Origin of the sequence: Treponema saccharophilum DSM 2985, from assembly GCF_000255555.1 — a bacterium.
In the GTDB taxonomy this organism is placed as follows: Bacteria; Spirochaetota; Spirochaetia; order Treponematales; family Treponemataceae; genus Treponema_D; species Treponema_D saccharophilum.
Genome location: NZ_AGRW01000041.1, coordinates 1 through 26,054, shown reverse-complemented (window position 1 = coordinate 26,054; position 26,054 = coordinate 1). Strand labels below are relative to the sequence as shown.

Genomic DNA, 26,054 nt, shown 5'->3' with positions numbered 1-26,054 from the left:
AATCTACTTTCTCAGATTCGGATAAAGCTCAAGGATTGAGGTGTAGAAGTTGTTCCATCCCTCATCGAGAGTGATTTTTCCATCGAAGTAGTCCTTCATGGCAGCCTGAATCTTCTCGGACATTCCCTGGTCGTACATTGAGATGCAGCTCTTGTCGATGCTCGTCGCAGAGTCGAGGAAGAACTTGATGTGGTTCTGTCCGTTGAGGAACGGGTTGCCGTAGTCGCTTCTCGCGATGGCTTCCATTGCGGGAACGTTGTTCGTGAAGTCGCCCTTGTCCTTCGCGATTGATGTCATGACAGCCGTGTCGCATGTGAGCGTCCTGAGGATGTCGCGGACGAGCTCGATGTTGTCTGAACCCTTAGCGCCGCAAATCCATGTTCCGCCCCATGAGAAGCCCTGCGGTCCTTTGCAGAACGCCCAGTCGCCGTATGAGCCGTTTCCGATTTCCTTCGGACCCTTCTGGTCGTCGAGAGAGGCAGGAGCCATGACGAAGTCGATGAACCATGCCGGTCCGAAATATCCGAAGATGTCTCCCTTGAGACCCATGCCCTGCGAGCTTTCCGCGCTCCAGAGAGAAGCCTTGTTGTTGTAGCCTTCCTCTGTGTATTTCTTTGTCTGCGCAACCCATGCCTTAATCTGCGGATCGATGACAATCTTTCCGTCGACGACCCACGGAGTCTTCATGTTGTCAGAGAACACGCGGAACGCGTCATCGTAGCCGGAGAGCATGTGATAGCCCTTCTCCTTTGCCTGGACAGCGACAGCGTCGAACTTCTGCCAGTCAGAGAGTGCGTTTCCGACTTCGACCGGATCATCAGTTCCGAGAACGTCTTTGGCGATTGAGCGGCGGTAGATGAATCCGCCCGGGCAAGCCTGCCAGGTGAGACCCTTGAGGTTTCCGCTCTTGTCGGTCATTATGTCCTGCGTGTATTTGTACTGGTTCTTGATTTCGTCGCGCGTGAGGCCGATGTCCTTGATGACGTCGAGCGTGTAGTCGGTGTCGACGTACTTGAGGGCGTAGTCAGCCTCGACGAGGAAGAGGTCAACTTTCTCGTCTGCGGGAGCGTCGTTCTGGCGCAGGAGAGCCTCGTCGAGCTTGTTCTGGTAAGCGTTTGACTGGCTCGGCGTGATGACCCAGTTAACCTTGACGTCGGCAGGAAGCTTCTGCGCGTAATACGTGTTGAACCTGTCCTGGAATTCCTCGTTCCAGACGTAGATGTTCAGGACCTTTCCTGAAGTCTCCTTCTTCTTGGTGTTGCAACCAGTGACGATTGCCAGCGACCCGAGCGACGCGATTGCAAGAGCTGCCGCTACAATTTTTTTCATACCGTATCCTCCTTTAGGTGGTAACTGTAAGAAGTTTAAGTCTTGAAAAACGAGAAAAATATAAAAAAATCACGAAAAATATCAAAAATCCATTATAACCTTTTTTATCTGCCCTCACATTTTTTTGCCCCGTTTAAAAAAGTGTGCTACGATTTCAATTTGAGAAGGAGGAACTCATGGAAATACAGGATGAATTGACGAAAGTCGAATTCAAGAACCGCGAACATCTGGTCAAGCACATCGCATACGATAGGGAGATGGCTTTCTTCCAGAGCATAGGGAACGGCAATATGGAGGAGATGAAACGCCTTTTCACGCCGTTCGACATCGAGGGGATGGGAAAGCTCAGCGAGAACCCGCTCAGGAACATCAAGTACCATCTCGTCATATCTGTCGCCATGATAACGCGGTACGTCATAGAGTCCGGGATGGAGATGGAGGCCGCATACAATCTCAGCGACATCTATATAAGGAAAGTCGACGCGTGCCAGGACGAGGACAGCGTGAACCGCCTGCACGAGCAGCTCTGCGAGGAGTACGTGCACCGTATGCAGGCGTGCAAGAAGCGCTTCCTCTTTTCGAAGCCGGTCGCGCTCTGCATCGATTTCATCTATAACAACCTGCATGAGAAGATAACGCTCGACGACCTTTCCAACGTCTCCGGCGTCAGCATGTCGTATATATCAAAGCTTTTCCATTCCGAGGTCGGGATTACCATCGCGCAGTACATACAGAAGAAGCGCGTCGATGTCGCCAAGAACATGCTCGTGTTCACCGAGTACACGATAAGCGACATCTCGAACTACCTTCAGTTCAGCACGGAAAGCTACTTCATAAGCGTCTTCAGGAAATTCTGCGGCCTGACGCCGAAGAAATTCCGCGAGCTTCATTTCCGCATCAACCTGCCGCACGACGGCGGAAAGAAAGTCGTGCCGTCAGTCTGAGGGGCACCTGCGCGGATGTTGTCATCGTTTCGCAGTCCGCGCGGCGGGATGCCTCTTTTTTTGTGCCTCGTGCGATGTCGTTATGACAAAAAAACAATACAATTTTCAATAAATTGCTAGAATCTGCGTCTTGCCGTCCATAGAATTGCTCAAAAAGCGAGCGTCCCCGCGCTGCGGGCATCGCACGCCGAAAGGGGTTTTTCCATGGATTTTCAGTCAATGATTCGCGAGGCGGCATCGCAGGGTGCTGTCCTCCTGAGAAATGAGGGCGGCATGCTTCCGTTCACGCCCGCGGACAAGGTCGCGGTTTTCGGCCGCTGCCAGATAGACTATTACAAAAGCGGGACGGGTTCGGGCGGCTCGATTCACGTCCCCTTCTCGGTGAACCTCGCGGACGGGTTTGAGACGCTCAGGCGGGAGAATTTCCCGATGCCGGAAATCGACGGGGCGGTCCTCGGAGCGTACCGGGAATGGCTTTCGTCGCATCCGTTCGACAACGGCGACGGCGGCTGGGCGAGCGAGCCGTGGCACCAGGAGGAGATGCCCGTGAGCGACGGGATGGCGCGCGACGCGGCGTCCCGGTCGACTAAGGCGGTGTTCGTCGTGGGGCGCACTGCGGGCGAGGACAAGGACAACAAGCCGGAGCCGGGAAGCTACTACCTGACGGAGACGGAGCGGAGCAGCATCGCATCCCTCTGCCGCGCGTTCCCTGCCGTCGCCGTCGTCATGAACGTCTCGAACGTAATCGACACGTCATGGATTGACGACGATGAATTCCTCGGCAAGATTAAGGCGGTGCTATATTCGTGGCAGGGGGGTATGCAGGGCGGCCAGGCGTGCGCCGACATCCTCTGCGGGAAAGCCACCCCGAGCGGCAGGCTCACCGACACCATAGCGTATTCCCTCGACGATTATCCTTCGACGAGGAATTTCGGGAGCGGGGACGACGAGATTTACGCGGAGGACATATTCGTCGGCTACAGGCATTTCGTGACGTTCGCGCCCGAAAAAGTCATGTTCCCGTTCGGCTTCGGGCTTTCCTATACGACGTTCTCGCAGGAAGTGCGCGGAAGCTCGTGCAGGGGCGGGGAGATTTCCGTCACCGTCGAGGTGAGGAATACCGGAAATGTGCGCGGCGCCGACGTCGTGCAGGTGTATGCCGAGTGCCCGCAGGGGCTTTTGGGCAAGAGCGCGAAATCACTCTGCGCGTTCGCGAAGACGAAGGAGCTCGGGCCGGGCGAGCGCGAGACTGTGGAGATTTCCTTCCCCATGCGGAGCATCGCCTCGTACGACGACAGCGGCGTCTCGGGCTTCCCGCATTCGTTCGTCCTAGAGCGCGGAACGTACCGCTTCTTCCTTGGGACGGACTGCCTCCACCTCACCCCGATTTCGCTCGCCTTCAAGGTTCCCGGAACGACAGCCGTCGAGCTGCTCTCCGAGGCATGCGCCCCCGAAATCCCGTTCAGGCGCGTGAGGCCGGGCGCGTCGAGCGACGGCGGCACGTTCGAGCTTTCCTTCGAGGATGTCCCCGTCAGGACGACCGACATCGCGCGCAGAATCAGCGCGGGCATCCCGGAGGAGCTTTCGCGCGCGGGAAGGAGCATCGCGTTCGGCGACGTCGTTTCGGGGAAGGCGACGGCGGAGGAGCTTGTCGCGGAATTCTCCGACGAGGAGCTCCTGACAATCGTGCGCGGCGAGGGGATGATGAGCCGGAAGGTCACGCCCGGAATTGCGTCGGCTTTCGGCGGGATAAGCGAGAGCCTCCACTCGCGCGGGATTCCCGCGGTCGGGTGCGCCGACGGCCCGTCAGGAATTCGCATGGACAACGACGAGGAGGCGACGCTAATCCCCATCGGCACGCTTCTCGCCTGCACGTGGAACGTCCCCCTCGTCGAGGAGCTGTACGGCTTCGTCGGCGGCGAGATGAAGGAGAAGGGCGTCGACGTCCTCCTCGGGCCGGGATGCAACATCCACCGAAGCCCCCTCAACGGGCGGAACTTCGAGTATTTCTCCGAGGACCCGCTCGTTTCCGGGAAGATGGCGGCCGCCGTCTGCCGCGGGCTCAGCCGGAGCGGCGCGCTCGCCACGGTGAAGCACTTCGCGCTCAACAACCAGGAGTCGCACCGCCGCACGGAGAATTCCGTCGTCTCGGAGCGCGCGCTAAGGGAAATCTACCTACGGCCGTTCGAAATCGCGGTGAAGGAGGGGAACGCGCGCGCCGTCATGTCCGCGTACAACAGCGTGAACGGGCGCAAGGCGGCGTCGAACTACGAGCTGTGCACTTCGATACTGAAGAAGGAATGGGGGTTCGCCGGAATCGTGATGACCGACTGGTGGGCGGCGATGAACGACTGCGTGTCAGGCGGCGTCGCGACGGGGCGCCTCCTTTCGCAGATGATACGCGCGGGGAACGACGTCTACATGGTCGTGCCGAACGACAGCGCCGACAGGGGCGGATTCGGCGACGATATGGAGAAAAGCATGGCGGAGGGAACGCTCACCCGCGCTGAAATCCAGCGGTGCGCGTCCGCGATAATCAGGTTCGTTTCGTGGACGAATGCCGCCAAAAAGCCGCTCCGCCCGCTTCGCGACGAGATTGTCGTCGAGGACGCGCTCGATTCGGCGCCGGAAGGCGCGCGGACGTTCAGCCTCGGCGAGGTCGCTGAAGGGGACGCGCTTCTCGGCGACATGTATTTCGTCGCCCCCGAGGATGCGCGCTACGACTTTTCCGGCGAGTACGTCAAGGACGGGAAGGACACGCTCTCGCAGTCGGTCTCGAACGTCTTCATCAACGGCCGTCCGTGCGGCTCGTTCGAGTGCAGGAGCACCGGCGGAATCGTCGTGAACGCGCTCGCGGCGCAGGTCGCGATGAAAAAGGGCGTCTACAAAGTCCGCCTCGTCCACACGAAGCCCGGCATAACGGTGATGAGCCTTACGATGAACGCCGACAAGTTCTCCCCGATAACGATGGGGCTGTTCGAGTGAGCCGCTCCCCGCAATTGCGGAACCCGTCCGGAAGCTTCCCCGCTTCCGTGCGGTGCTTTTTTTAGAATACGGGCATCCCTGCCGATTCCCGACGGGCGCCTCCTCCCGTCGGCCCGAAACCCAGAAAAATCGGCGGGGATTGCCCTTTTTTTTTCGCCGCCTGCCAAAAATTCCAGCCTCCGCACGGGATACCCTTTCTTTTGGAAGCCGTTCTGCATGACGGAAATCCGTGCCCGCCGCTACGGGATGCCGTGCCGGACATTACGCTGTACGCTTTTTGTTGATTCGCTGCCGGCAAAACGTTGCCGCAGCTTCCTGCTTTCATCGCCTTTCCGCTGCCGCTTCTGTTTCCCGTCAGCTTCGTCCCCACCTCGACCGTGTGCTTGGCCTTTTGAACGGGAAAAGCTCTGCAAGTGAAAATAAGAAGCGTTTATTGCTATTTTTCATAAAATTTTATTAGGCTTTTGATTTTTCGTGCAAGTATAATTTGCCAACAAAAAAAATTGTCGTAATCTGGAAAAGATTGCTGCTGAAAAGGGGTGAACTATGAAATACGGTTTTTTTGACGACGGAGCGCGCGAGTATGTTATTACCCGTCCCGACACTCCGGCACCTTGGGCAAACTATCTCGGCTCGCCGGAATACGGCGCGCTGATTTCGAACAATGCGGGCGGCTACAGCTTCGCAAAATCCGGCGCAAACGGACGTCTCCTGCGCTATGTCTTCAACAACTTCGACCAGCCGGGCCGCTACATGTACATCCGCGACAACGAGTCGAAGGATTTCTGGTCGGCCTCATGGCAGCCGGTCGGGAAGAGCCTCGACGAATACAGGAGCGAGTGCCGCCACGGGACGGCATACACGAGGATGCTCGCCGATTACGCGGGAATCCACAGCGAGGCGCTCTACTACGTCCCGCTGAACAAGTCGTACGAGGTCTGGAACCTCACGGTGCGGAACGATTCGGGGAAGGCGCGTAAGCTTACCGTCACGGGGTACGCCGAATTCACGAACAACTCGAACTACGAGCAGGACCAGGTCAACCTCCAGTACTCGCTCTTCATCGGGCGCACGTATTTCGACAAGAACCGCGTCGTGCAGCAGGTTCACGGAAACCTCGCCGACATCGAGAAGGACAAGCCCGTCGACAACAAAATCGTCACTGAGCGCTTCCTCGGCCTTGCGGGGAATCCCGTCTCCTCGTATTGCGGCGACAAAGAGGAGTTCCTCGGGCGCTACCATACATACGCCAATCCGGCGGGCGTCGAGCGCGGGGATTTGGGCAACGGGCTTTCGTACAACGAGAATTCGTGCGGCGCGGTCTCGACGGTAATCGAGCTCCAGCCCGGCGAGGAGAAGTCGATCGCGTTCATCGTCGGCATGAAATACAGCGATGAGGCGGAGAAAATCATCGCGGGGTACGATGACGTCAGGAAGACGTGCGAGGCGGAGCTTTCAGAGCTGAAGGAATGGTGGCACGGAAAATTCGAGAACTTCCAGGTCAAGACGCCGAGCGCCGAATTCAACACAATGATAAACACGTGGAACGCGTACAACTGCTTCATGACGTTCATCTGGAGCCGCGCGGCTTCTTTCATCTACTGCGGTCTGAGGAACGGATACGGCTACCGCGACACCGTGCAGGACATCCAGGGCGTCATCCATCTTGCCCCCGAGATGGCGGTGGAGAAAATCCGCTTCATGCTCTCTGCGCAGGTCGACAACGGCGGCGGGCTTCCGCTCGTCAAATTCACTCACAACGCCGGGCATGAGGACACCCCCGACGATGCGAGCTACGTCAAGGAGACGGGGCACCCCGCATACCGCGCCGACGACGCGCTCTGGCTGTTCCCGACGGTGTTCAAGTACGTCTCCGAGACCGGAAACCTCGCATTCATCGACGAGGTCATCCCGTTCGCGAACAAGGATTCGGGAACGGTCTACGAGCATCTTAAGCGGGCGATAAACTTCTCGATGGAGCGGCTCGGTCCGCACGGACTTCCCGCCGGCCTCTACGCCGACTGGAACGACTGCCTCCGCCTCGGAAAGAACGGTGAGTCGTCTTTCGTCGCGTTCCAGTATTACTACGCGATGACAGTCATCAAGCACTTCGCCGAGTACAAGAAGGACAGCGAGTACATCGCGTTCATCGACAGGAAGCAGGCCGAATTCGGGAAGCTGCTCAACGATTTGTGCTGGAACGAGGACCGCTTCATCCGCGGTTTCACGGAGGCGGGCGAGACAATCGGAAAGCGGGACGATCCCGAGGCGAACATGTGGCTCAACCCGCAGAGCTGGTCTGTCATCTCCGGCTTCGCGTCGAAGGAGCAGGCGGAGAAGGCGCTCGGTTCGGTCCGGAAGCAGCTCAACACGGAATACGGCGCCGTCCTCATGGATCCGCCGTACCACGCGCACGCGTTCGAGGGGGCGCTCGCGGTAATCTACAACGCCGGCGTCAAGGAGAATTCCGGAATATTCTCCCAGTCGCAGGGATGGATTATCCTCGCCGAGGCTTTGAGCGGTCACGGGAACGCGGCGTTCACGTATTTCCTCGAGAACGCGCCGTCAGCCCAGAACGACAAGGCGGAAGTCCGCGTCCTCGAGCCGTACTGCTACGGTCAGTTCACGGAAGGAAAAGCGAGCCCCCATTTCGGGCGCTCACACGTCCATTGGCTTACGGGAACGGCATCGACCGTCATGGTCGGCTGCGTCGAGGGCATCCTCGGAATGCGCCCTGATTTCGGCGGCCTGAGGATTGCCCCGTCCGTGCCGTCGGACTGGAAGGAGTTCTCTATGGAGAAGACGTTCCGCGGAAAGAAGCTCAAGATTTCCGTCGAGAACCCGAACGGCAAGGAAAGCGGCTTCACTGAATTCTACGTCAACGGCGAGAAGCTTTCTGACAACTACGTCCCCGAATCGAAGCTCACCGCGACAACGGAAATCAGGCTTATTATGTAGCCGCACGCATTGATTGACGCGCGTTTATCGTTGCGGAATGGAGCGTGCGGACGCAACACCTGCTGCATGGCAGGTGTGCGCCTTTGCGGGAGAGGTTCGACACGCATTGTTTTACTAGCGTTTATCGTTGCGGAATGGAGCGTGCGGACGCAACACCTGCATGGCAGGTGTGCGCCTTGGCGGGAGAGGTTCGACACGCATTGATTGACGCGCGTTTACCTTTGCGTTTTGGAGCGAGATGGCGCGGAATCTGGTTGGGTTCCGCGTCTTTTTTTGCTTTGGGTATAAGCCGTTGATGAAATCATTCGTTGCCATGAGAATAGTGAAAGAAGAGATAAAAAATTACGCTCTGTCCGGAAAACCGGTTGATTTCGATTTTGTCATGCCGAACAGCTTTCGCAATCGATTCATCATCCCGCGTTTTCATTGAAAAGAGATTCCGTTGGGAATCTCGAATCCGTGTGACAATCCTTTAAAAGAATTCCGAATCAAGATTTCTTCGGAATCCGTTCAGCATAACGCTAAAAATCATGTGCCCACAGAAAATCCGGACAGAGCAAAAAATTAATCTCAGAAGCAAACTATCAGGAAAAAGCAGAATATGAAGATACAGATTTGTATAATTGCTGGTGCTTTTTTGAGGAAAAGGAGTTTGAGCTTCAAATACAAATTTGATGCTTGCGCGAAATGTTTTTGAGCTTCGAATATAAATTTGATGCTTGCGCGAAATGGTTTTGAGCTTCAAATATAAATTTGATGCTTGCGCGAAACGGTTTTGAACTTCAAATACAAATTTGAGGCTTGCGCGAAACGGTTTTGAGCTTCAAATACAAATTTGAAGCTTGCGCGAAACGGTTTTGAGCTTCAAATACAAATTTGAAGCTTGCGCGAAATGTTTTTGAGCTTCGAATATAAATTTGATGCTTGCGCGAAATGGTTTTGACCTTTAAATATAAATTTGAGGCTTGCGCGAAAGGAGAATCATATATGGAAGCAGGCAATGTTAATAGAATAAGAGCCGTATTTAATGAAGAAAGCATTCGTGTGTATCAGGCGTACAACGACAAAATCGCTGACGAGGCGTTGAGGCTAGGAACGTTCGGCAGCTGTTTCAATACAAAAAGAATGACTTGGATAAAGCCATCTTTTTTGTGGATGATGTACAGAAGCGGCTGGGGAACGAAAGAAAATCAGGAGCGGATTTTGGGCATTGATATAAAACGGAGCGCGTTTGATTATCTTTGCAAAAATGCGGTTGAATCAAAATACAATCCGAATGTATTTGCCTCGGAGGAAGATTGGAAAACGCAGGTGAAGGAATCGGAAATAAGAGTGCAATGGGACCCAGAGCGCGATATTTTTGGCAATCCTCAAAGCGACAGGTCGATACAATTGGGAATACGCGGAAAGTGCGTGGAAAAATACATCGATGAATGGATTTTGCGCATTGAGGATATAACGGATTATGTCGGGGCGCTGCGGGGCAAAATGCAGAACAACGAGGACATTACAAGATTGCTCCCGAATGAGCAAATATATCTTTTTTGAAGACCGATATTGCTGCGATAGTATTTTTTAACAAGACTGCATCTTCATTCCAATATATTAAGGATCAGATAATATGGAGAAATCTATTGAAAAACTTTACAAGACAATCATCAAGGACGGAATTGATGAATACAAAGATTTGCTTGAAAAAACAAATCTTGAAGATGCTACAGATATTGAAAAAATGAAATCCCTGATAAACAACCGGGATTTATACAAAAAATACTTTATTGAAAGCCCGTATATAAAAACTCAAAGTGAGCATTTTTATGCTGGGTATCCATATCCTGTCGCGGTGTATGTTGATTGCTTCAAATTTCATCAAGGCTATGTGAAAGACAACTTTCTTGAAGCTTTTGTTTTATCCTCTGTCTTAACATTCTTCTATGGGGAAGAAATTGAAGAGAGTTTCTGGGATATTTCAAAGCAAGAGCGAAAAGATTTAATGGACAAAGATGATGTTTTAAAATGGTATGCAGAATGTTGCAGCTTTGTTCAAAAGAATCCGAATGTCAGAGAGGTAACCAAAGAGGAAGAAAAGAAGTTTTTATCTTTGCTTGATGAGATTTTAAAATTCAACAATGCGGTTTCAGAGGTCTCAAATAAAATCAAAGGGAAGCTCCAGAATAAAAAATTGATTTATTTCAAATCATTCGGAGAAAACTTTCCTGTAATAATCGTTGCCATTTCTGATGATGAAATAGTTTTTTTCGAAATGGATTTTTGTGATTAAAAGCAGAAATCAAAAAGTAACGGTAAACGAGGGATAAAACTAATGTATGTGAAAAGAGTTTTTTTTGACGATTTACGAGAAGCGGATAATTTTGAAAAACAAATAAATTCGCCTTGTTGGAAAGATGTAGAAAATCTTATTGACAAAATGGATGGGAAGAATATCACTCAAATCACGATGGATAATGGTGATGAAGACAATTATTTTTGTTTGGGTGGCGGAAATGAAGGGCTTTTCAATATTTTTATATCTGAGAATGATAATGAAACAATTTTTACTCTGATAAATCCAAATGATGATGTAAATATCTATAAACTTGTTACAGGTGGTCAAGAAGCTGATTTTGAAGGAAGACTATGTGTTAATACGCAAATAGCAAAAGTTGTCGCAAGGTACTACTATGAAAATGGAAAAAAATGCGATGATTATTTATGGGAATGAAGAAAAATCACAACAGACGGGCAGTTTTATGGAAACAAGATTGAATTCTGTTATTGAAAAAATGAAAAGCAAGAACATTGAAAGAAATGAACTTGTTTCATTAGAAGAGATAAAATCATTTGAGAAAAAAAATAATATCAAATTGCCTAATGAACTTGTATCATTTTACACTACAATCAGTAATGGCTGTAAAATGATAGACGGTTTCAATCTCCGAAAATTAGAAGAGTGGAAATTCAAAACAGGTCAACTGAACAGAGATTTTCCATTTACAGAGCCTTGGATTTGGGAAGATGACGAGAACACAGAAAAGTTAAAATATATAGAAGATGGTAACATTGAGCTGATTGACATCGGTGATTCACAAACTTGGAATATCATTGTCAGCGGTAAAGAAAAAGGAAAAATGTGGTTTTTCACAGATGTTGGAATTCAGCCTTGTGCTCCTGCAATGGATTTCTTGACTTGGTTTGAATTTTGGCTCGACGGCAATGAAGATTATTTTTAGGATTTTTGAGAATTGATTACTCAATCTGATAATTGCAGGCTATAAAATCTAGGAGAAAAAATGTGGAAAGATAAACTTGAAGAAATCAAAATAAGACGCGAAAAAAGAAACAGATTTTTGAACAATGGTTGTTCAGCAGAAGAATTAAAATCTTTTCAGCAGACAGTAACAGAAAAATTCAATTATGCCTTATGCCGTGGAACTTGAAAAACTCACCGCTGTTCCCGCATATCTTGAAGAAATAAAAGACACAATCGACGCGCACATAAATCAGCTTAAACAAAACTTGGTGTAAAATCTAAAGGAGAACCTAAATGATTACAGATGAAGTATTTGGCGAACTTCAATACAAAACGATGTGGCACAAAAAAGATTGCTACAACTTGTATGGAAAAGACTTTGAAATCGACCTGTTGATACAAGACGAAGAAACACAAGCACCTTCACAGCTCCAAAAACAAGCATATTCTGAATTTATCCAAAAGAAAAATGCTTTACAAAAAGAAATTGAAAGAAAAATATTCGAATATTACCAAACAGTTTTTGAAGATTATCGCGAAATGTTTGAAGAAAATGCAGACTTGTATGCACCAAAAATAAACTCGCCCGAACAACTCAAAGGCTTCGTAAAACCGCAAACCATAATGATTCCAAAACAAAAAGAAAACCGAATAATCAATATTTTGCTCAAAACAAAATGGGATTTAGAAACAGGAATAGGAATACAGCTCGTTGATGAAAATATTTCAATAATCGGCACACAATCCGATGTCTTGTAAAAAAACTATACAAACAAAAAATTATCGTCCAAAGGCTTGCAATATATATATAATAGTAATTTTTTCCATTCTTTATGGAGGAAGTGTGAATATTAATCTTAACCTTATTGAGCACATCAATAACGGCACATGGCTGTATTATGTGATTGAAAACAAAGTTGTTGGAAAATAAAAAAGGACTATCCTATATATCGTTGCAAAGAAATTTTGGGTAAAACAAAATCTTTGGAAAAATTGCCATAAAACAAGAAGGAGAATAAAACTAAATGGCTGCTGATTTCAGAAAAACAGACAGAAGATGGGAAACAAAAATTGTATTGGAGGATTGGTCAAGTTTTTTTGGTAATCCTGTTGAAGTGAATGTAATTCTCGATAAGAAAGTCGAAACTGTTCAAGACAAACATTTGCATACATTCGAGTATTTGAAAAACAATCAGAAACAAATATTGAAAAGCATTCTGGAAAAAATATTTTCTGAATACAAAAATCTGCAAGAACAGTATGGTTATGATAAATATGATAAACCAGAATACATGCCAGACATTGATTCAACCGAAGAGCTGAAAGATTTAATAGACCTTCTACGAGTTTATATCTTGAATGTTGAAAAGAATAATCTGTGTTACATTGGATTCGAGTTTGCATGTAAATGGGACGATGAGCACGGACTTGGTTTTATGACGCATGAGACTAAAATTGTTGAAATGGGCGACACGGACAGTGCTTTTTGCTCTTGGATTGCCGAGGAAGATTGCAAAAATGAGGGATAAAAAGATGAATGAGAAATTCATTGAAAAACTTTACAAGGCAATCATAAAGGACGGAATTGATGAATACAAAGATTTGCTTGGAAATACAAATCTTGAAGATGCCACAGATAAATATTGGGAAAAGTCTTTAGACTTGTATAAAAGTTTGACAGCTGACAACAGAGAAAAAATGCTGAAATTTGCCGAGTTGGTGATGATTGATACCATCTCAAACATTTTCGGTGTTTTAGATGGTTCGACAAGTTTGCCAGAAGAATCGTTTGAGTGTAAGGTTTCGATAAACGGAAACAGCACTGAAAATGAATTGCAAGATACTTTTTTGGCTTATGTGGAAGACATTGCTGAATCACAACAATAAAGATTTATCGAAGCAGGGCAGTTTTATGGATTATATGATAGATGTGATTATCTAAAAAAAAACGAGCTGAATAAAGCTGGTTAAATTGAGATTTGTAAAGAATGGGGCGGGATAAAGGCGGAGCAGTTTTGTTGGAACGATTATTGATTTTTATAAAAGCGGGCAAATATGATGAGGGAGCAAAACTGTGCTCGATGGTTGCTCCTAATCATTTGAAAGAGTTTTTGCTGAAGACCGCTTATGATACGAGCGACTTTAGCCTCTATTCATTTGCGGTCCATATGTTCGCGGAAACCGACGGAATTGAATGGCTTGAAACGGCTCTTTCATTGGTTATAGGCCCGCTCTGTTTCGTGGATGGCGCATATTCCATTGGTTTGTTCCATGCAAGACAACTTTTGGCAAAGGAATATTCTGTCAAAAACCTGGAGATGCTCCTCTTTTTCCATGACCTCCCGGAAAAGCTCGTCGGTCGAGATGAGGCTTTGGAAATAGCTGCCCGCATTTTGAGGCTCGAGCCGGGCAATCAGTTGGCTTTGCGAATAACAAAAAGCGGCGGATAACAGCCTGTGCGCTTCATCTCGTCTGGCGCATGGCCTCAATCCGTTCCCTGTACTTCTTTGCATCTTCGTCTGACCGAAAAATGATGACTATATGGGTGAGCGCTCCGTTTTCGGCTGTCACTTGGAGCCTGATTTTTCCGTCTTTCTCGGAATCGTACAGAAGCCCGCCGAAACCGAATGCAACGTCGTTTTTGTCGAATTCCATTGGAAAGTCGTTCAAAAATTCTGCCTTGCTTTTCCCGATATATTTCGACAGGAACAATCCGTCGTCGTTTTTTGCGATGACGATTTTTTCGATTGAGACGCTTCCGTTGTCGTCTAGATACTGAATCGCGCTTTTTTTGTCATCGAACAATACGCTGTACTGATTTTTTTCTCCGGGATTCGGTTTTCTTCCGATGCTGCCGGGCGCAAAAGGCCCGATTATGGAATAGCCGCGTTTCGCATCATAGTCTTTGTAAGATTCGAAAACGCCGTCTCGCGCATAGTCATAGATCGAACGCTTTTCGTCTTCCGCAGAAACATTTTTGCCCGATGCGCACGAGGCAAAAAGAAAAGCAGCCGCGAGGCAGGCGACGATGTGGTTCATCATTTTCATTTTTTCCTCTTCCCCCGGAACTCCCGCTATAATCTTCACTTTCTTTTGATTTTTTTGGGTAGTGTACACTACCCAAGGGGCTTGAAAAAAGCCCTTTGGGCGAAGTCTTGCTTTGCTCGCCTTCGCCCAAAAGAAAATCTTGGAGGATTTAATGAAAAAACTTTCTAAAATTGCGGCGATTCTTGCTGCATTGGTTATGGCGTGCGCGTTCATCGGCTGCGGCGACTCAACAGATGAAAACGAGGGCGATTCTAAAGAAGAATTGGAGGCGCCGACAGATTTGGTTATCGAATCTATCACAAACATGTCGGGGGTTATCAGGGTAGATATTCTATTTAATGTAAGAGATTATGATGTGCATAAAGCAATTCTCGGCTATTCAGATACAAATGATTCGTCAAAAGCCGTTTATGAAGAATCATGTTTTTTCGGAATGACATCGAAGAACGGGAAGGAGTCTGCAATTGCAAAATTTTCTGATTGGACGCCTGTATCAGGAAAAAAATACTATTTCTGGCTGAAGGCAGTAAAAGAAGGAGCAGATCTGATAAATAAATGCTCGGTTATTACTGCCGAAAGTCCATGGAGCAATGTCGCCGAATTCACATACACTGAATAAAAAATCGTATGCTTCAATATGCAAGGCACGTCCGCATAGAAACTTCTTGCAATTTTGGTTTGGTAAGTTATTATCAATCTGCAGATGAAAAAGAAACTTGTTATATGCCTTTTATTTTTTCTTGGCGCTTCCGTGCCGTTCGCGTCCGCAAAAAGCGCCGGCACTGAAAAAACGTCCGGTCGTGCGGAACTTTTGTCGGCGGCGTTGTCGGGATTCCGGATTTCGTCCGGGTATACGAATGCTTTCTCGCTTTACAACATGGATATGTATTCAAAAATAGCTGCCGGCGGTTTTTTGGGGCTTGAATACACGCTTCTGCCCGACCTGTTTGCCGATTTCGATGCCGGATTTTACAGCAAGACCAGTTATCAGTATTTCGTTCCATATAACATGCAGCTGAACCGCCTGGACGGGGTTACGCTTTCCGGCGGTCTTTTTTGCGTTAAGAATTTCTCCGAAGATATTTCCGTCTTTTTTTCGGTCGGTATCGGATTTATGATAAGCATGATTGATTTTACCAGCGCCGAAGGTTCGGCGTTGAATGATGTTTATTACGATTTCGCGCTTGAAAGCGATTTTTATATAAGGAAAAAAATCATAGGAACCAATGTGTTCCAGCTCTTGATGGGGCCCGGATGCCATTTTTCTTTCTATAATGAGAAGTCGAAAAGCTTCTGCTCGTTCGGACCGGGATTTTCCCTTTCCGTTGATTTTTCGCCGGCACGAACAAAATGATGCGATACAACAAAATTTCCCGCTGTGCTGCGGTTCTGATATGCGTCCTCTGTTTTTCTGTCGCCTCCTGCCGGGATATGATTGCGGACATGGATGCGCTTTCTCCCGATACATACGACATACAAAGCCTTTCCATGATAAAAGTCGACAACAAAGAAAAATCGTTCAGGCTCAATCAATACGAGACGACATATCTTCTGTGGTACGACGTGCTTGTGTGGGCAAAATCGCACGGATTTGCGTTCATACAGGATGCCGAGGCGGGGCTTACCGGCAATTCCGGGGAACCGGGACGCACGGCGTTTTTTCCCGTGACGAAAATCCATCCCGCGGATTTGATTGCCTGGTGCAACGCATATTCCGCAAAGGAAGGGCTTGCTTATGTGTATTTTTCTGATTCGGCAAAAACGCATCCTGTTTTTCGCGCGCAGGATATTGCGGATTCATCGCAAAAAGCGGATGAGGGCGGAAATGCTGTTGTCACCTACAATTATTCCGTAAAGACTGTGTATGCCGATGAAAGCGCGAACGGGTACAGGCTTCCGTCAAAATCTGAATGGCAGTATGCGGCTCAAGGCGGAAAAAGCTACGGAAGCACAAAATTCGCAGGCTCGGACGTTCTTTCGGAAGTGGCTTCCCTTGGAAAAATCCGCTTTTCAGGCAGCTACAAGCCGAACGAGCTGGGGCTGTACGATATGTGCGGGAATGTATCTGAGATAACGCTCGATTCGTCCGGCACGTGGGGCGCGTACGGCGGTCATTATGCGAATACGCAGGACAACCTTTTTTATGTAAGGGGGAACATCACCTCCCTTTACTCCATTGTCCAAAGCTACCCGAACATGTTCGGTTTCAGGCTTTGCCAGACGATGACAGAATGAAAAAGCTTCTTATGATGGCGGACGGTTTTGTTTTTGCGGGAACGGAACGGAGCTGCAGTAATGAGCAGAAGGTGCCGTTCGACGAAGGCTATGAGTTTTTTAAGAACTCCGATTTACAGTACAATCTTTATTGTTCTCCTGTATTTGAAGAAGCCTATAACTGGAAAAAGTATTACAATTTAAGCGATGAAGAAGATGAAGAGGAGCGAAAATACTGGCTGAATGAATTGTACCAGACAATCGGCAGCGTGTACAAAAATTAGATTCTATTTTACAGGTCGGCGGTGCCTATTGCATAGGAAAAGATTGTTAAACAGAGAAGCCTGCTATCCCTAAAATTGGGATAGCCGTTTTTTTTGTCCAATTTTTCGATGTTTGGTACGAAAGCCTCGGTCGATGTTGACGCACTGCGGATTGTGTTCTAGATTTCTGAAATGTATTGTCATGCTGAACTTGTTTCAGCATCTACGCTGCAAAAGAGATTCCGGAACGGGTTCGGAATGACACTGCAAAAAAAATTGCTTATAATCTGTTCTATGCGAAGTGAAATAAAAAGTGCGACAAAATACGAAAAAACTCTTGACTTTTTGAAATCTACGAGCATAATCTCCGCAAACCGCAAACCGCAAACCGCAAACCGCAATAAATACAAAAAAAATTATCTTCTCACATAATAGCCCGTGCAGGGATGGCTTTGGTCATATCTGCACGGGCTTATTTTTATATACTTATGTCTATTGGAGGAATAAATGCCTACAAGCGAAGAGTTAAAGCAGATTTCTTTGAACTGGAAAAAGACAACAAAAAAGTTGTTTGAAGAGGCTTGGAACGACAAAGAAGCGTTTTCAAATGTCGTGATTGAGAATGTTGGAAGAGAGGCTCACGTTTTGAGAACTCTGAGGAAAGAAAACAGAGAAGCGTTTTGCACTGCGATTTTTGAGAATCGCGAGAAAATCAAAGACGGCTCGTTTAGTCTGTTTTCTCTTGACGGAATGTTTGAGAACAACATGCCTTCGTATATTTCAAAAATCTGTCACATCATCAATCCTCACGCCTATCCGCTAATCTGGGACACCCACGTTATGAAGGAGCTGGGGATAAATTACAACATGAACAAGTGGAATGAAGAGGTTTCAAAAAGAAAAGCTGATGTAGCTTTTCTTAGCGATGAAGAGATTTTCAAAAAAGAAAGTGGTATTTGGGCTTTCGAGGACTAAAGGAAAAATGATTTCTATATTGAAGAAGACATGTATTGTCTTATTTATGATACTTTCTGCTGGTGTAGTTTTTGCGCAGAGCAAAGTTGTTTCAGAAAAGAAGCTGGTGCAGACATTGGAGAAGAACAAAAAGGCTGATGTCGTTTTTGTGAGCGAAATCAGCCTTGACGGTTTTTCGGTTGCTTCTGATGACTCTGTGTCCTTGCCCTTGTTTTCGGGAAGTGCGATAAAACTCGTTTCTGGAATGGATATGACCAACATTTCAGAGCGTTTGGCATACAAAAAAGGAAAACATAAAGTTACTTTTACTGTAAAAGACGCGTCAAGCAAGACTTACGCAATAACTGCGATTGACGGCATTGAGAGCGTTTCGGAATATACCACGCGACTGGAGAATGAACGAATCGCGGCAGAAAAGCGAGCTAAGGAACAACGACAGGCGAATTTGACAAGGTTGGCTATTCAGGTCGTTTTGCCAGAACTTGAGAACGTTACAGGTAGCGAAAAGAATTGGATTGCGGGGCAGATTCAGGACAAACTCAAAAGCAATATGCAGGAATATCTTTCGATGAAGACTCTCGTGGACGCAAAGAGCGAGGCCGCGATTGTCAAAGCTCAGAAAGAGAGCGAGAGCAGTGCAAGAGATGAGGCAAGTGCGATTGAACTCGGCAAAATCACGACGGCAAAGTTTGCTCTTTTCAGCAAAATCCGAAAGACTGGCAAAGGCTATATCATCACGGCGGATTTCACGGATTTGACCACTGGCGAGCAGATGGCTAGTGCGACATCTAAAGAGTATAGCGAGGTGGAATATCTTTACGGCTCAACTGGTGCTGTTGACGAGCTGACAATAGCTATTGCAGATAAATTGCAGTTGCCACTTTCTGCGATAAACAGAAGCGTTCTTTCGTCTGGTTCATCGGGCTTTTCTGTTGATGAGCAGCTTGCTTTGGCAAAAGAAAACGAAGAAAAATTCAAGAAGATGATGGCTCAGTATGATTCCGACCTTGCGCGTCTTTCAGTGAGCAATGACATTTCGTCAGTCGAAAATAAAAAGAAGATTGAAGCTGAAAAAGCTCTTCTGGCAGAAAAGCAGAAGTCAGAGCAGAAAAGGCAGCAGGAACTTGCAGAGCAGAAAAAGCGGGCTGACGCAGATGCGAAACTTGAAGCCGAGCGAAGCATTGCACTCAAAACTCAGCGTGACAAAATGGCAAAGGATGCTGCTGCAAAAGCGGCAGAAGTTCGCAAGATGAAGATTGCAAAGCAGGGCGTTCTTGGACAAATCAACATTATCGAATCTAAGAAAAAGGCACTTGTCGAAATTCGCAACAGCGTGGAAGCACGCTCACAAGAGCTTTTTGCACAGCTTGAAAAAGAGCGCAAGAGCGAAGAGCAGCGAATCCGAAACAAAAGCTACAGCACTGTAGAAATGGAAAACGGAAAACCTACACAAGCCGCAAAAGAACGCCGTGAAAAGCAGGTTATAAAGAGCTACGAGGATTTGACAAACAAGTTCTTTGCAGATTGTGACGCGGTTGCACAAAGCACGATGAGCCAGCAGAATGCACTTTTGACAGAAATTCGCAATGACCAGAAGACTCTTACTACAAAACGCACAGTTTCTTCTATGGGCGAAGAACTAAAAGTTAGCTTCGGCTCTTACGAGGGAAGCATGAACGGGTGGAATACGTATCTTTCACTTTATTCTGACGGCGTTTTGCTTTATACCGACAGCTTTATTGTAGGCTATGAAGCATTGAACGGAAAGAAAGCTCCAGATATGGCAGCGGAACTTGACGACAACGTGATTGAAGAATACACAAATAACGTTGATATGTATAACTCTTTGTTAACCCGCGGTGACCCGATTATCTATTTTGAACTTGATTACACAGCAAACGCAGAAGATGACGACAAGCCAAGTGAATACAAGTTCAATTTCAACAAAATCCGCGTGATTAACACCGTCAGCGAAAAGACCGTGCAAACAAGTACATTGAGCAAGGTGTTGCCGAGGACAATGAAGCCAGCACAGGATTTGCGGGAACTTGTTGGTATAAAAATAAAAGAGCAAGCAAGATTCGACCCGCAAAAATATGCTGTTGAAGTCTATATGGTAAAAGGTAAGCTGAGAGCAGAAGCCGCGAAACTTGCCGCATGGGATATAAAATGGGCTAATTTTTTCGGTAGTTCAAAAATGATTGCTTCACCGTACGGAGATTATGAAATGCTTAGCACTAAAGTAACTCAGGAAACTTATACTACTGTTATGGGTGAAAATCCAAGTAAGACCAAATCCAAATATTATTATTTACCTGTTACGAATGTATCTTGGTATGATGCTATTTACTTCTGCAACAAGCTGAGTAAAGAATTTGGATTAACTCCAGTTTATGCAGTAGGGGGCAACACTGATGTTGCAAGCTGGGGATATAGAGTTCATAACGGAGACGGTATTTACAGTGATATTACGTGGAACACAAAAGCAGACGGCTTTAGGCTTCCTACAGAAGACGAGATGGAAGTTGCAAAGAGTACCGGCTACTACATTAGGGATCTCGCGGAGTTGATGTGGGGAAGGAGATGCTACGATTGGAATCATTTTGAGTGGTCTTACATCTATCACGCTGACTGTGGGTACGACAATGTTGGCTTTCGTGTGGTGCGTACTATAAGCAAATAAGCGAGCTGTAGTTTTAAGCCGTTTTGAATGGTTGAAAACTATCCCCCATTCTATGTGCAAATATTTGTGCATAGAATGGGATGCAAATATCGTTTTGGAGGAAAATATATATGGCAAAGCAGAATCCTTCTGATAAAGAAAGTTCCGCTTATTTTGTCAGTTCAGATATTCCTGCATGGATTGATAAGAGTACTGTCGCAAAGTTTAGTGATAAGGATTTTCAAAGAATAATAAGTTTTTTTGTCTTTTTAAGTCCCTGTAAGTCTTTGTCTGCTCGAGCGGATTTTTCTGAATTTTACAGGTGGTCAGCTCCTTGGAAAAAGCCTTATAAGCTGAATGAACAGTTAAAAAAAGCATCTTCAAATCCTCACTTACTTTTTTCTGCTAAAAATTATGGTGCTATGGAATCAGCTCTTGAAAAATCTGGATTAAAAGATAATTTTCCAAATGACATAATTAAGGAAAGAGCCTGTTTTTATGATGTACAGAAAAATCAGTTCATGAGTCTTTTTTATCACATCCGTAATTCATTTGCTCATAGTCGCTTTGCTATAAGAGAAGATTATGATGATTGGACGTTTATCTTCGAGGATGTTGTTGGACAAAGTAAGAAAAAACTCTCCGCCCGCATGATTCTCAAGAAAAGCACCCTCCTCAAATGGATTGAAGCCATAGAAGGCGGCGAAAAAGCATATACGGAGTAGCATAGTGCAGTCGTAAAGCCGTAACCTTCGCTGCAATTCATCGAGAGAATGATTAAGCCGATGGAGTAGTGCTTGACCGCAATCTGATTTCACCCTATATTAAAAGCAACAGAACCCGCCAAGGCTAATGGTTTTCCCATCCTCAAATCGGTGGGTCCATTTTTTTAAATGGATAAAGTACCCTTCAATAAACCTGCATTGTCAATTTCTCAGTAAATCGAAAAACTTGAAAGTCGAGGGCTTATTGTCAATGACAAATCATTAGCGGAAAATGCTCTTCGTAACTTAAATTATTATCGTTTAAGTGGATATTGGATGCATTTTGAGGATTGCAGAAATCCTCACCATTTTAAAGCAGGAACAAAGTTCGAAGATATTTTTGATTTGTATAATTTCGAAAAAGAACTGCTTGGTGTTTTCAAAGATTTGGGCTACGAGATTAAACTGTAGGAGATGTTGTCACACGGATTCGATTTTGCTAACGCAAAATCTTTAGGGGAAGCAGATGTTACTATATGAGAAAGAAACAGAAAAGATTTTAAAAGCGTGTTTTGAAGTTCATAACGAATTGGGTAATGGCTTTTTGGAAGCTGTGTATCAGGAAGCACTGGAAAAAGAGTTTATTATCCAAAAAATACCATATGAACGAGAAAAACTACTGCCAATTCTGTATAAAGGTGAAATGCTCTCGAAAGAGTATTATGCTGATTTCGTCTGCTATGATAAAATAATCGTGGAATTAAAGGCTGTAACATCTTTGGTAAAAGCACATAAAGCGCAAGTAATAAATTATTTAAAAGCTGCTGATAAAGAAATTGGTTTGTTAGTGAATTTTGGTTGCAATTCATTAAAGTGGGAGCGCATTTCAAAATTTGAAAGCAGGGAAAATCGTTAGATTTTCCGAATCCGTGTTATAAAAAAGAGGATAAAAGTGGAAAAGAATCCATACGAAATAGATTTTGAAGAATACATCCGCCATACAGATGCAAGCAAAAAAGACAAAACTTTTGCTTGGTCTACAGCCATTGGTTTGCAGCAGGTTGATGGGCTTAAGCCTTCTTCTTATTTGTACGAAACCGCCAAAAAGAATATAGAAGGTGAGCTTTCTTTTGATGAAGCAAAAAATCTGATTGATTCATATTATGAAAGCCGTACAGCCCGAAATCAGGATGATGAAAGAACCGAAGAAGCCGATAAAGTTTCCAGCCGTATTGCTCAGATTCTTAGTGAGCCATCTTTTAATTTTAGTCCTTCACATCTGATTGCAATTCACAAAAGACTTTTCGAAGGAATCTTCAAGTTTGCCGGTAAAATCCGCGACTACGATATTACAAAAAAAGAATGGGTATTAAATGGCGATACAGTAATGTACGGAGCTTCGTTTGAACTTAAGGCCGCTCTTGATTACGATTTTGAGATGGAACGTAATTTTAAGTACAAAGGGCTTTCTACAGATGAAATCATAAAGCATATTACTTTCTTTGTTTCAAGGCTCTGGCAGATTCACGCATTTGGAGAAGGAAATACTCGTACAACTGCTGTTTTTACAATTAAGTATCTTCGTTCAATGGGCTACAAAGTTGATAATGATATTTTTGCCCAAAACAGCTGGTACTTTAGAAATGCCCTTGTGCGTGCCAATTACAAAAATCTTAAAGAAGGAATTGAAGAAAATCAGGTCTATCTGGAACGCTTCTTCCGCAACCTCATTTTAGACGAAAACAACGAGCTTAAAAACCGCTACACTCATATTGATTATGACGAATACATCAAAAAGTACGGAGAAAACGAAAAAAGTTCGGAGAAAAAGTTCGGAGAAAATCAAAAAAGTTCGGAGATAATTCTAGAACTTTTAAAAGAGAATCCAAAACTCTCAGCAAAAAAACTTTCCGAACAAATCGGCATAACAAGCCGCGCAGTAGAAAAACAATTAGCTTCACTTGTTGAAAAAGGATTTATAAAACGCGAAGGCTCCCCAAAAGGCGGACACTGGGAGATTTTGAAATGAGTGCGAATTATAGAAAACTTGAAAGAAAAATATCACACGGATTCGATTTTCCTAACGGAAAATCTGTAAATAATTTATGCTTGGAATTGCGTTAGCAATTCCGAATCCGTGTGACAATATCGGGGGCGTTGCGGGGGTGTCCCCCGCAGAGAGGGTAGCACGCAACGAAGTGCGGGCGCAGGGGGAGACTTCCCCCTCCTGTAAGAAGGAGGTTCAACCGATGAGCAAGATTTCTATTCGTTTTTGAAATGACAGGGAAGTTCGCGCTGTTTGGGATGAGGAGAATTCTAAATGGAGGTTCAGAGTTCTGGATATTGTGGGCGTTTTGAATGACCAGGATGATTACGAAAAGAACTGTAACTATTGGAAGTATTTGAAGGCTAAACTCAAGAAAGAGAATAATCAACTGGGTAGCGACACTACCCAGTTCAAACTGACTGCTCCAAATGGAGGAACGGAATAAAATCCGTGTAAAATCATAACTTTTTCCGAATGTAATCGAAAATTATTATAATATTTCTTGATTACACTCGAAAATTATTATAATATTTATACTATGAGTGATATAAAACGCGATTTAGAATCTGTTATTGCCTCCAAATTCGGCAAGGGAAAAGTTATTGTTCTTATCGGACCGCGGCAGGTTGGAAAGACTACGCTTTTTAAGACAATCCTTTCCCGCCTTGCCTCAGAAAATTCCGTTCAGTATTGGAATTGTGATGAGGGAGAAATCCGATCGAGGCTTTCTGCGGATTCTGCTTCTCGTTTTAAGCCGCTTGTAGGAAATTCTAAATTCATCGTCATAGACGAAGCTCAGCGTGTAAAGGACATCGGTCTTGTGCTTAAAATTCTGCATGACAATTTTCCAGATGTGCAGTTTGCCGTAACCGGTTCATCTTCGCTCGATTTATCCAATACGATAAACGAACCGCTGACAGGTCGCAAATTTGAGTACAATCTTTTTCCTTTTTCTACGAATGAGCTTGTTTCTCATTCATCGCTTCTTGAAGAAATAAAGCAACTTGAGAACCGGCTGATTTATGGCTTTTATCCCGATGTCGTTAATAATCCGGGCGAAGAAAAAGAAATTCTTTCTAATATCGTTTCAAGTTATTTGTATAAAGATGTTTTTGAGTTTCAGGATGTGCGTAAGCCTGCGATAATCGAAAAACTTGTTCAGGCTCTTGCTCTTCAGGTGGGAAGCGAAGTTTCGTTCAATGAGCTTGGAAATCTGCTTGGAATCGACAGCCTGACGGTGCAGCGTTATGTTGATTTGCTTGAAAAAGCGTATGTTATTTTTCATCTTCATTCTTACAGCCGGAACGTGCGTAATGAACTTAAAAAAAGCATTAAGATTTATTTTTATGACAATGGCGTGCGGAATGCTGTTATTTCCAATTTTTCTCCATGTGAATTAAGAAGTGACGCTGGAAGTTTGTGGGAAAATTTTTTGATAAGTGAACGGGTGAAAAACAACGCATTTCATAATCGCAAAGCAAAGTATTATTTCTGGCGCACGACACAAAAGCAGGAAATTGATTTTATAGAAGAACTTGATGGAAAATTTTCTGCCTACGAGTTTAAATACAATCCCAAAAAGAATAATGTAAAATGTCCACTGACTTTTTCAAATGCATACCCGGAAATTTCTTTTAGCGTTATAACAAAAGAGAATTATACTGATTTTGTAACGGAGGCTCTTTGATGCAAGTCACCGAACACAGTCTTGAACTTTCGATAATGGAGCTCTTTGAAAACGAAGGATATACTCACCAGACTGGACAGGATATTCATCGTTCTTATCCTCCTGCACTTATATAATTAGTGGAAATGAAAAAAATTGAAATATTTTCAATCTGACTTACTGTCTTATATAAGACATACAGGAGGAAGATTATGAATCAGCTAAAAAAATTAAACGCAATACATAAGGGAATAATGGCTTTTGTTGCAAGTGAAGTTGTTGAAAAAGCCAGAGAACTTTCTGAAGGCTGGAACAAAGGGGAACAGATTCAACACAATTCAGATTCTTTGCAGGGGCAAATAAACATTTTTCAAAGACAATTACCTAATACTTTAAATGCTATTGAAAATGAAGATAAAGATTTAATCAAAAAATCTTTAGAGATGTACAAGAAAGATAGAGAAAAACTAAAATTCGATATTCAAAAAGATAAAATCAAGAGAGAACTTTTTGACCCTTTAAGCGAATATATTGAATCGTTGAATGATTGGATTGTTATTTTAGAAGATGCCCTTGAAAATTAACATCGACAATCTTGAAAAGATTACGCTTGAAATCAAAGACAAGCATTTCACTTTGAACGGTGTAAATCTCACCGCTGATGGCAAAGCAATCACGACCGAAAAGACCGTGAACTCAAAAGTCGAGTAAGGCTTTCTAATACTTAACGAAAATCCCTGTTGATTTGTGAAGTGTACCCCAAAAGTTGGAGACAATTTTGGAGGTACACTTTTTTATGTCTAAATTAAGTTTAGAAAAGAAAGCAGAAATTGTAGCCCATTATTTAAGTTCAAATGATGGTTATAGTATAACTGCACAGAAATTCGGGATTTCAGATTCAATTGTAAAAATGCTGGTAGCACAATTCAAAACAAATGGAATTGAAGGGTTAATTCATAAGAATGGAACTTACAGCGGAGATTTTAAGATACATGTGCTACAATATCAG

At 45.2% G+C, this 26,054-nt stretch carries 28 protein-coding genes; 25 read left to right on the top strand and 3 right to left on the bottom strand.

Going from position 1 to position 26,054, the window contains the following annotated elements:
* Positions 1-3: 3 nt before the first annotated feature.
* Positions 4-1,329 carry a type 2 periplasmic-binding domain-containing protein gene (locus tag TRESADRAFT_RS04660; RefSeq protein ID WP_002703333.1) on the bottom strand — a complete coding sequence of 442 codons (1,326 nt, stop codon included), beginning with the start codon at positions 1,327-1,329 and terminating at the stop codon, positions 4-6.
* Positions 1,330-1,505: 176 nt separating this feature from the next.
* On the opposite strand from TRESADRAFT_RS04660, the gene TRESADRAFT_RS04655 reads away from it, so the two are divergent.
* The 12 genes from TRESADRAFT_RS04655 to TRESADRAFT_RS04595 all read left to right on the top strand — a co-directional run bounded on the left by TRESADRAFT_RS04655 (position 1,506) and on the right by TRESADRAFT_RS04595 (position 13,916).
* On the top strand, positions 1,506-2,273 hold the full coding sequence (locus tag TRESADRAFT_RS04655; protein WP_002703331.1) for a helix-turn-helix transcriptional regulator: 768 nt from the start codon (positions 1,506-1,508) through the stop codon (positions 2,271-2,273).
* A 204-nt stretch (positions 2,274-2,477) separates the two neighbouring features.
* The gene (locus tag TRESADRAFT_RS04650; RefSeq protein WP_040842293.1) at positions 2,478-5,258 is read left to right on the top strand and encodes a glycoside hydrolase family 3 protein; all 2,781 of its coding nucleotides are present in this window, start codon (positions 2,478-2,480) and stop codon (positions 5,256-5,258) included.
* A gap of 546 nt (positions 5,259-5,804) precedes the next feature.
* Complete coding sequence (locus TRESADRAFT_RS04640) at positions 5,805-8,216, top strand: glycoside hydrolase family 94 protein (protein WP_002703327.1); 2,412 nt, start codon at positions 5,805-5,807, stop codon at positions 8,214-8,216.
* Between the two features lie 987 nt (positions 8,217-9,203).
* Positions 9,204-9,764 carry a DUF4291 domain-containing protein gene (locus TRESADRAFT_RS04630; RefSeq protein ID WP_002703325.1) on the top strand — a complete coding sequence of 187 codons (561 nt, stop codon included), beginning with the start codon at positions 9,204-9,206 and terminating at the stop codon, positions 9,762-9,764.
* Positions 9,765-9,837: 73 nt separating this feature from the next.
* Entirely contained in the window at positions 9,838-10,497 is a 660-nt protein-coding gene (locus TRESADRAFT_RS04625; protein ID WP_002703323.1) for a hypothetical protein, read from the top strand.
* 48 nt (positions 10,498-10,545) lie between these two features.
* Complete coding sequence (locus tag TRESADRAFT_RS04620) at positions 10,546-10,938, top strand: hypothetical protein (protein ID WP_159100030.1); 393 nt, start codon at positions 10,546-10,548, stop codon at positions 10,936-10,938.
* Complete coding sequence (locus TRESADRAFT_RS04615) at positions 10,904-11,446, top strand: SMI1/KNR4 family protein (protein ID WP_159100029.1); 543 nt, start codon at positions 10,904-10,906, stop codon at positions 11,444-11,446. The genes TRESADRAFT_RS04620 and TRESADRAFT_RS04615 overlap by 35 nt, the downstream gene beginning before the upstream one ends.
* 60 nt (positions 11,447-11,506) lie before the next feature.
* Positions 11,507-11,653, top strand: coding sequence for a hypothetical protein (locus TRESADRAFT_RS16210; protein WP_159100028.1), 147 nt, complete (start codon positions 11,507-11,509; stop codon positions 11,651-11,653).
* Between the two features lie 107 nt (positions 11,654-11,760).
* Entirely contained in the window at positions 11,761-12,225 is a 465-nt protein-coding gene (locus TRESADRAFT_RS04610; protein ID WP_002703320.1) for a DUF6985 domain-containing protein, read from the top strand.
* Between the two features lie 266 nt (positions 12,226-12,491).
* On the top strand, positions 12,492-12,995 hold the full coding sequence (locus TRESADRAFT_RS04605) for a DUF6985 domain-containing protein (RefSeq protein ID WP_002703318.1): 504 nt from the start codon (positions 12,492-12,494) through the stop codon (positions 12,993-12,995).
* Positions 12,985-13,353 (top strand): hypothetical protein, encoded by a 369-nt coding sequence (locus TRESADRAFT_RS04600; RefSeq protein ID WP_050985026.1) that lies wholly within the window; start codon positions 12,985-12,987, stop codon positions 13,351-13,353. Before TRESADRAFT_RS04605 ends, TRESADRAFT_RS04600 begins: the two co-directional genes overlap by 11 nt.
* 101 nt (positions 13,354-13,454) lie before the next feature.
* Positions 13,455-13,916, top strand: coding sequence for a hypothetical protein (locus TRESADRAFT_RS04595; protein ID WP_002703314.1), 462 nt, complete (start codon positions 13,455-13,457; stop codon positions 13,914-13,916).
* 13 nt (positions 13,917-13,929) lie between these two features.
* Here the strand turns inward: TRESADRAFT_RS04595 and TRESADRAFT_RS04590 are convergent, their stop codons facing one another.
* A complete protein-coding gene (locus tag TRESADRAFT_RS04590) occupies positions 13,930-14,514 on the bottom strand; it encodes a hypothetical protein (RefSeq protein WP_002703312.1) in 585 nt (194 codons plus the stop codon).
* 151 nt (positions 14,515-14,665) lie between these two features.
* Here TRESADRAFT_RS04590 and TRESADRAFT_RS04585 point away from each other — a divergent pair, with 151 nt between their 5' ends.
* Entirely contained in the window at positions 14,666-15,133 is a 468-nt protein-coding gene (locus TRESADRAFT_RS04585) for a hypothetical protein (protein ID WP_002703310.1), read from the top strand.
* 270 nt (positions 15,134-15,403) lie between these two features.
* On the opposite strand, the gene TRESADRAFT_RS15915 is transcribed toward TRESADRAFT_RS04585, so the two are convergent.
* A complete protein-coding gene (locus TRESADRAFT_RS15915) occupies positions 15,404-15,775 on the bottom strand; it encodes a hypothetical protein (RefSeq protein WP_141607151.1) in 372 nt (123 codons plus the stop codon).
* A 182-nt stretch (positions 15,776-15,957) separates the two neighbouring features.
* On the opposite strand from TRESADRAFT_RS15915, the gene TRESADRAFT_RS04575 reads away from it, so the two are divergent.
* From TRESADRAFT_RS04575 to TRESADRAFT_RS04530, 12 genes are all read left to right on the top strand, one after another.
* Positions 15,958-16,749 (top strand): formylglycine-generating enzyme family protein, encoded by a 792-nt coding sequence (locus TRESADRAFT_RS04575; protein ID WP_159100027.1) that lies wholly within the window; start codon positions 15,958-15,960, stop codon positions 16,747-16,749.
* Positions 16,746-17,012: a hypothetical protein gene (locus TRESADRAFT_RS04570; protein ID WP_002703303.1), complete on the top strand. Its 267-nt coding sequence runs from the start codon at positions 16,746-16,748 to the stop codon at positions 17,010-17,012. Before TRESADRAFT_RS04575 ends, TRESADRAFT_RS04570 begins: the two co-directional genes overlap by 4 nt.
* Before the next feature lie 486 nt (positions 17,013-17,498).
* Positions 17,499-17,966, top strand: coding sequence for a hypothetical protein (locus tag TRESADRAFT_RS04565; protein ID WP_002703301.1), 468 nt, complete (start codon positions 17,499-17,501; stop codon positions 17,964-17,966).
* Entirely contained in the window at positions 17,917-20,649 is a 2,733-nt protein-coding gene (locus tag TRESADRAFT_RS14960; RefSeq protein WP_081478486.1) for an SUMF1/EgtB/PvdO family nonheme iron enzyme, read from the top strand. Before TRESADRAFT_RS04565 ends, TRESADRAFT_RS14960 begins: the two co-directional genes overlap by 50 nt.
* Before the next feature lie 110 nt (positions 20,650-20,759).
* The gene (locus TRESADRAFT_RS04555) at positions 20,760-21,353 is read left to right on the top strand and encodes a hypothetical protein (protein WP_002703296.1); all 594 of its coding nucleotides are present in this window, start codon (positions 20,760-20,762) and stop codon (positions 21,351-21,353) included.
* Between the two features lie 216 nt (positions 21,354-21,569).
* A complete protein-coding gene (locus TRESADRAFT_RS16795) occupies positions 21,570-21,803 on the top strand; it encodes an Abi family protein (RefSeq protein ID WP_425358240.1) in 234 nt (77 codons plus the stop codon).
* Positions 21,804-21,858: 55 nt separating this feature from the next.
* Positions 21,859-22,248 (top strand): GxxExxY protein, encoded by a 390-nt coding sequence (locus tag TRESADRAFT_RS04550; protein ID WP_040842287.1) that lies wholly within the window; start codon positions 21,859-21,861, stop codon positions 22,246-22,248.
* A 36-nt stretch (positions 22,249-22,284) separates the two neighbouring features.
* Positions 22,285-23,361, top strand: a complete 1,077-nt coding sequence (locus TRESADRAFT_RS04545; protein ID WP_002703293.1) for a Fic family protein — start codon at positions 22,285-22,287, stop codon at positions 23,359-23,361.
* 556 nt (positions 23,362-23,917) lie between these two features.
* Entirely contained in the window at positions 23,918-25,066 is a 1,149-nt protein-coding gene (locus TRESADRAFT_RS04540) for an ATP-binding protein (protein ID WP_002703292.1), read from the top strand.
* A gap of 191 nt (positions 25,067-25,257) precedes the next feature.
* Positions 25,258-25,629: a hypothetical protein gene (locus tag TRESADRAFT_RS04535; RefSeq protein WP_002703290.1), complete on the top strand. Its 372-nt coding sequence runs from the start codon at positions 25,258-25,260 to the stop codon at positions 25,627-25,629.
* Entirely contained in the window at positions 25,619-25,756 is a 138-nt protein-coding gene (locus tag TRESADRAFT_RS16205) for a hypothetical protein (RefSeq protein WP_159100026.1), read from the top strand. The genes TRESADRAFT_RS04535 and TRESADRAFT_RS16205 overlap by 11 nt, the downstream gene beginning before the upstream one ends.
* A gap of 85 nt (positions 25,757-25,841) precedes the next feature.
* A partial coding sequence (locus tag TRESADRAFT_RS04530) for a helix-turn-helix domain-containing protein (RefSeq protein WP_040842306.1) occupies positions 25,842-26,054 on the top strand: 213 nt, incomplete at its 3' end.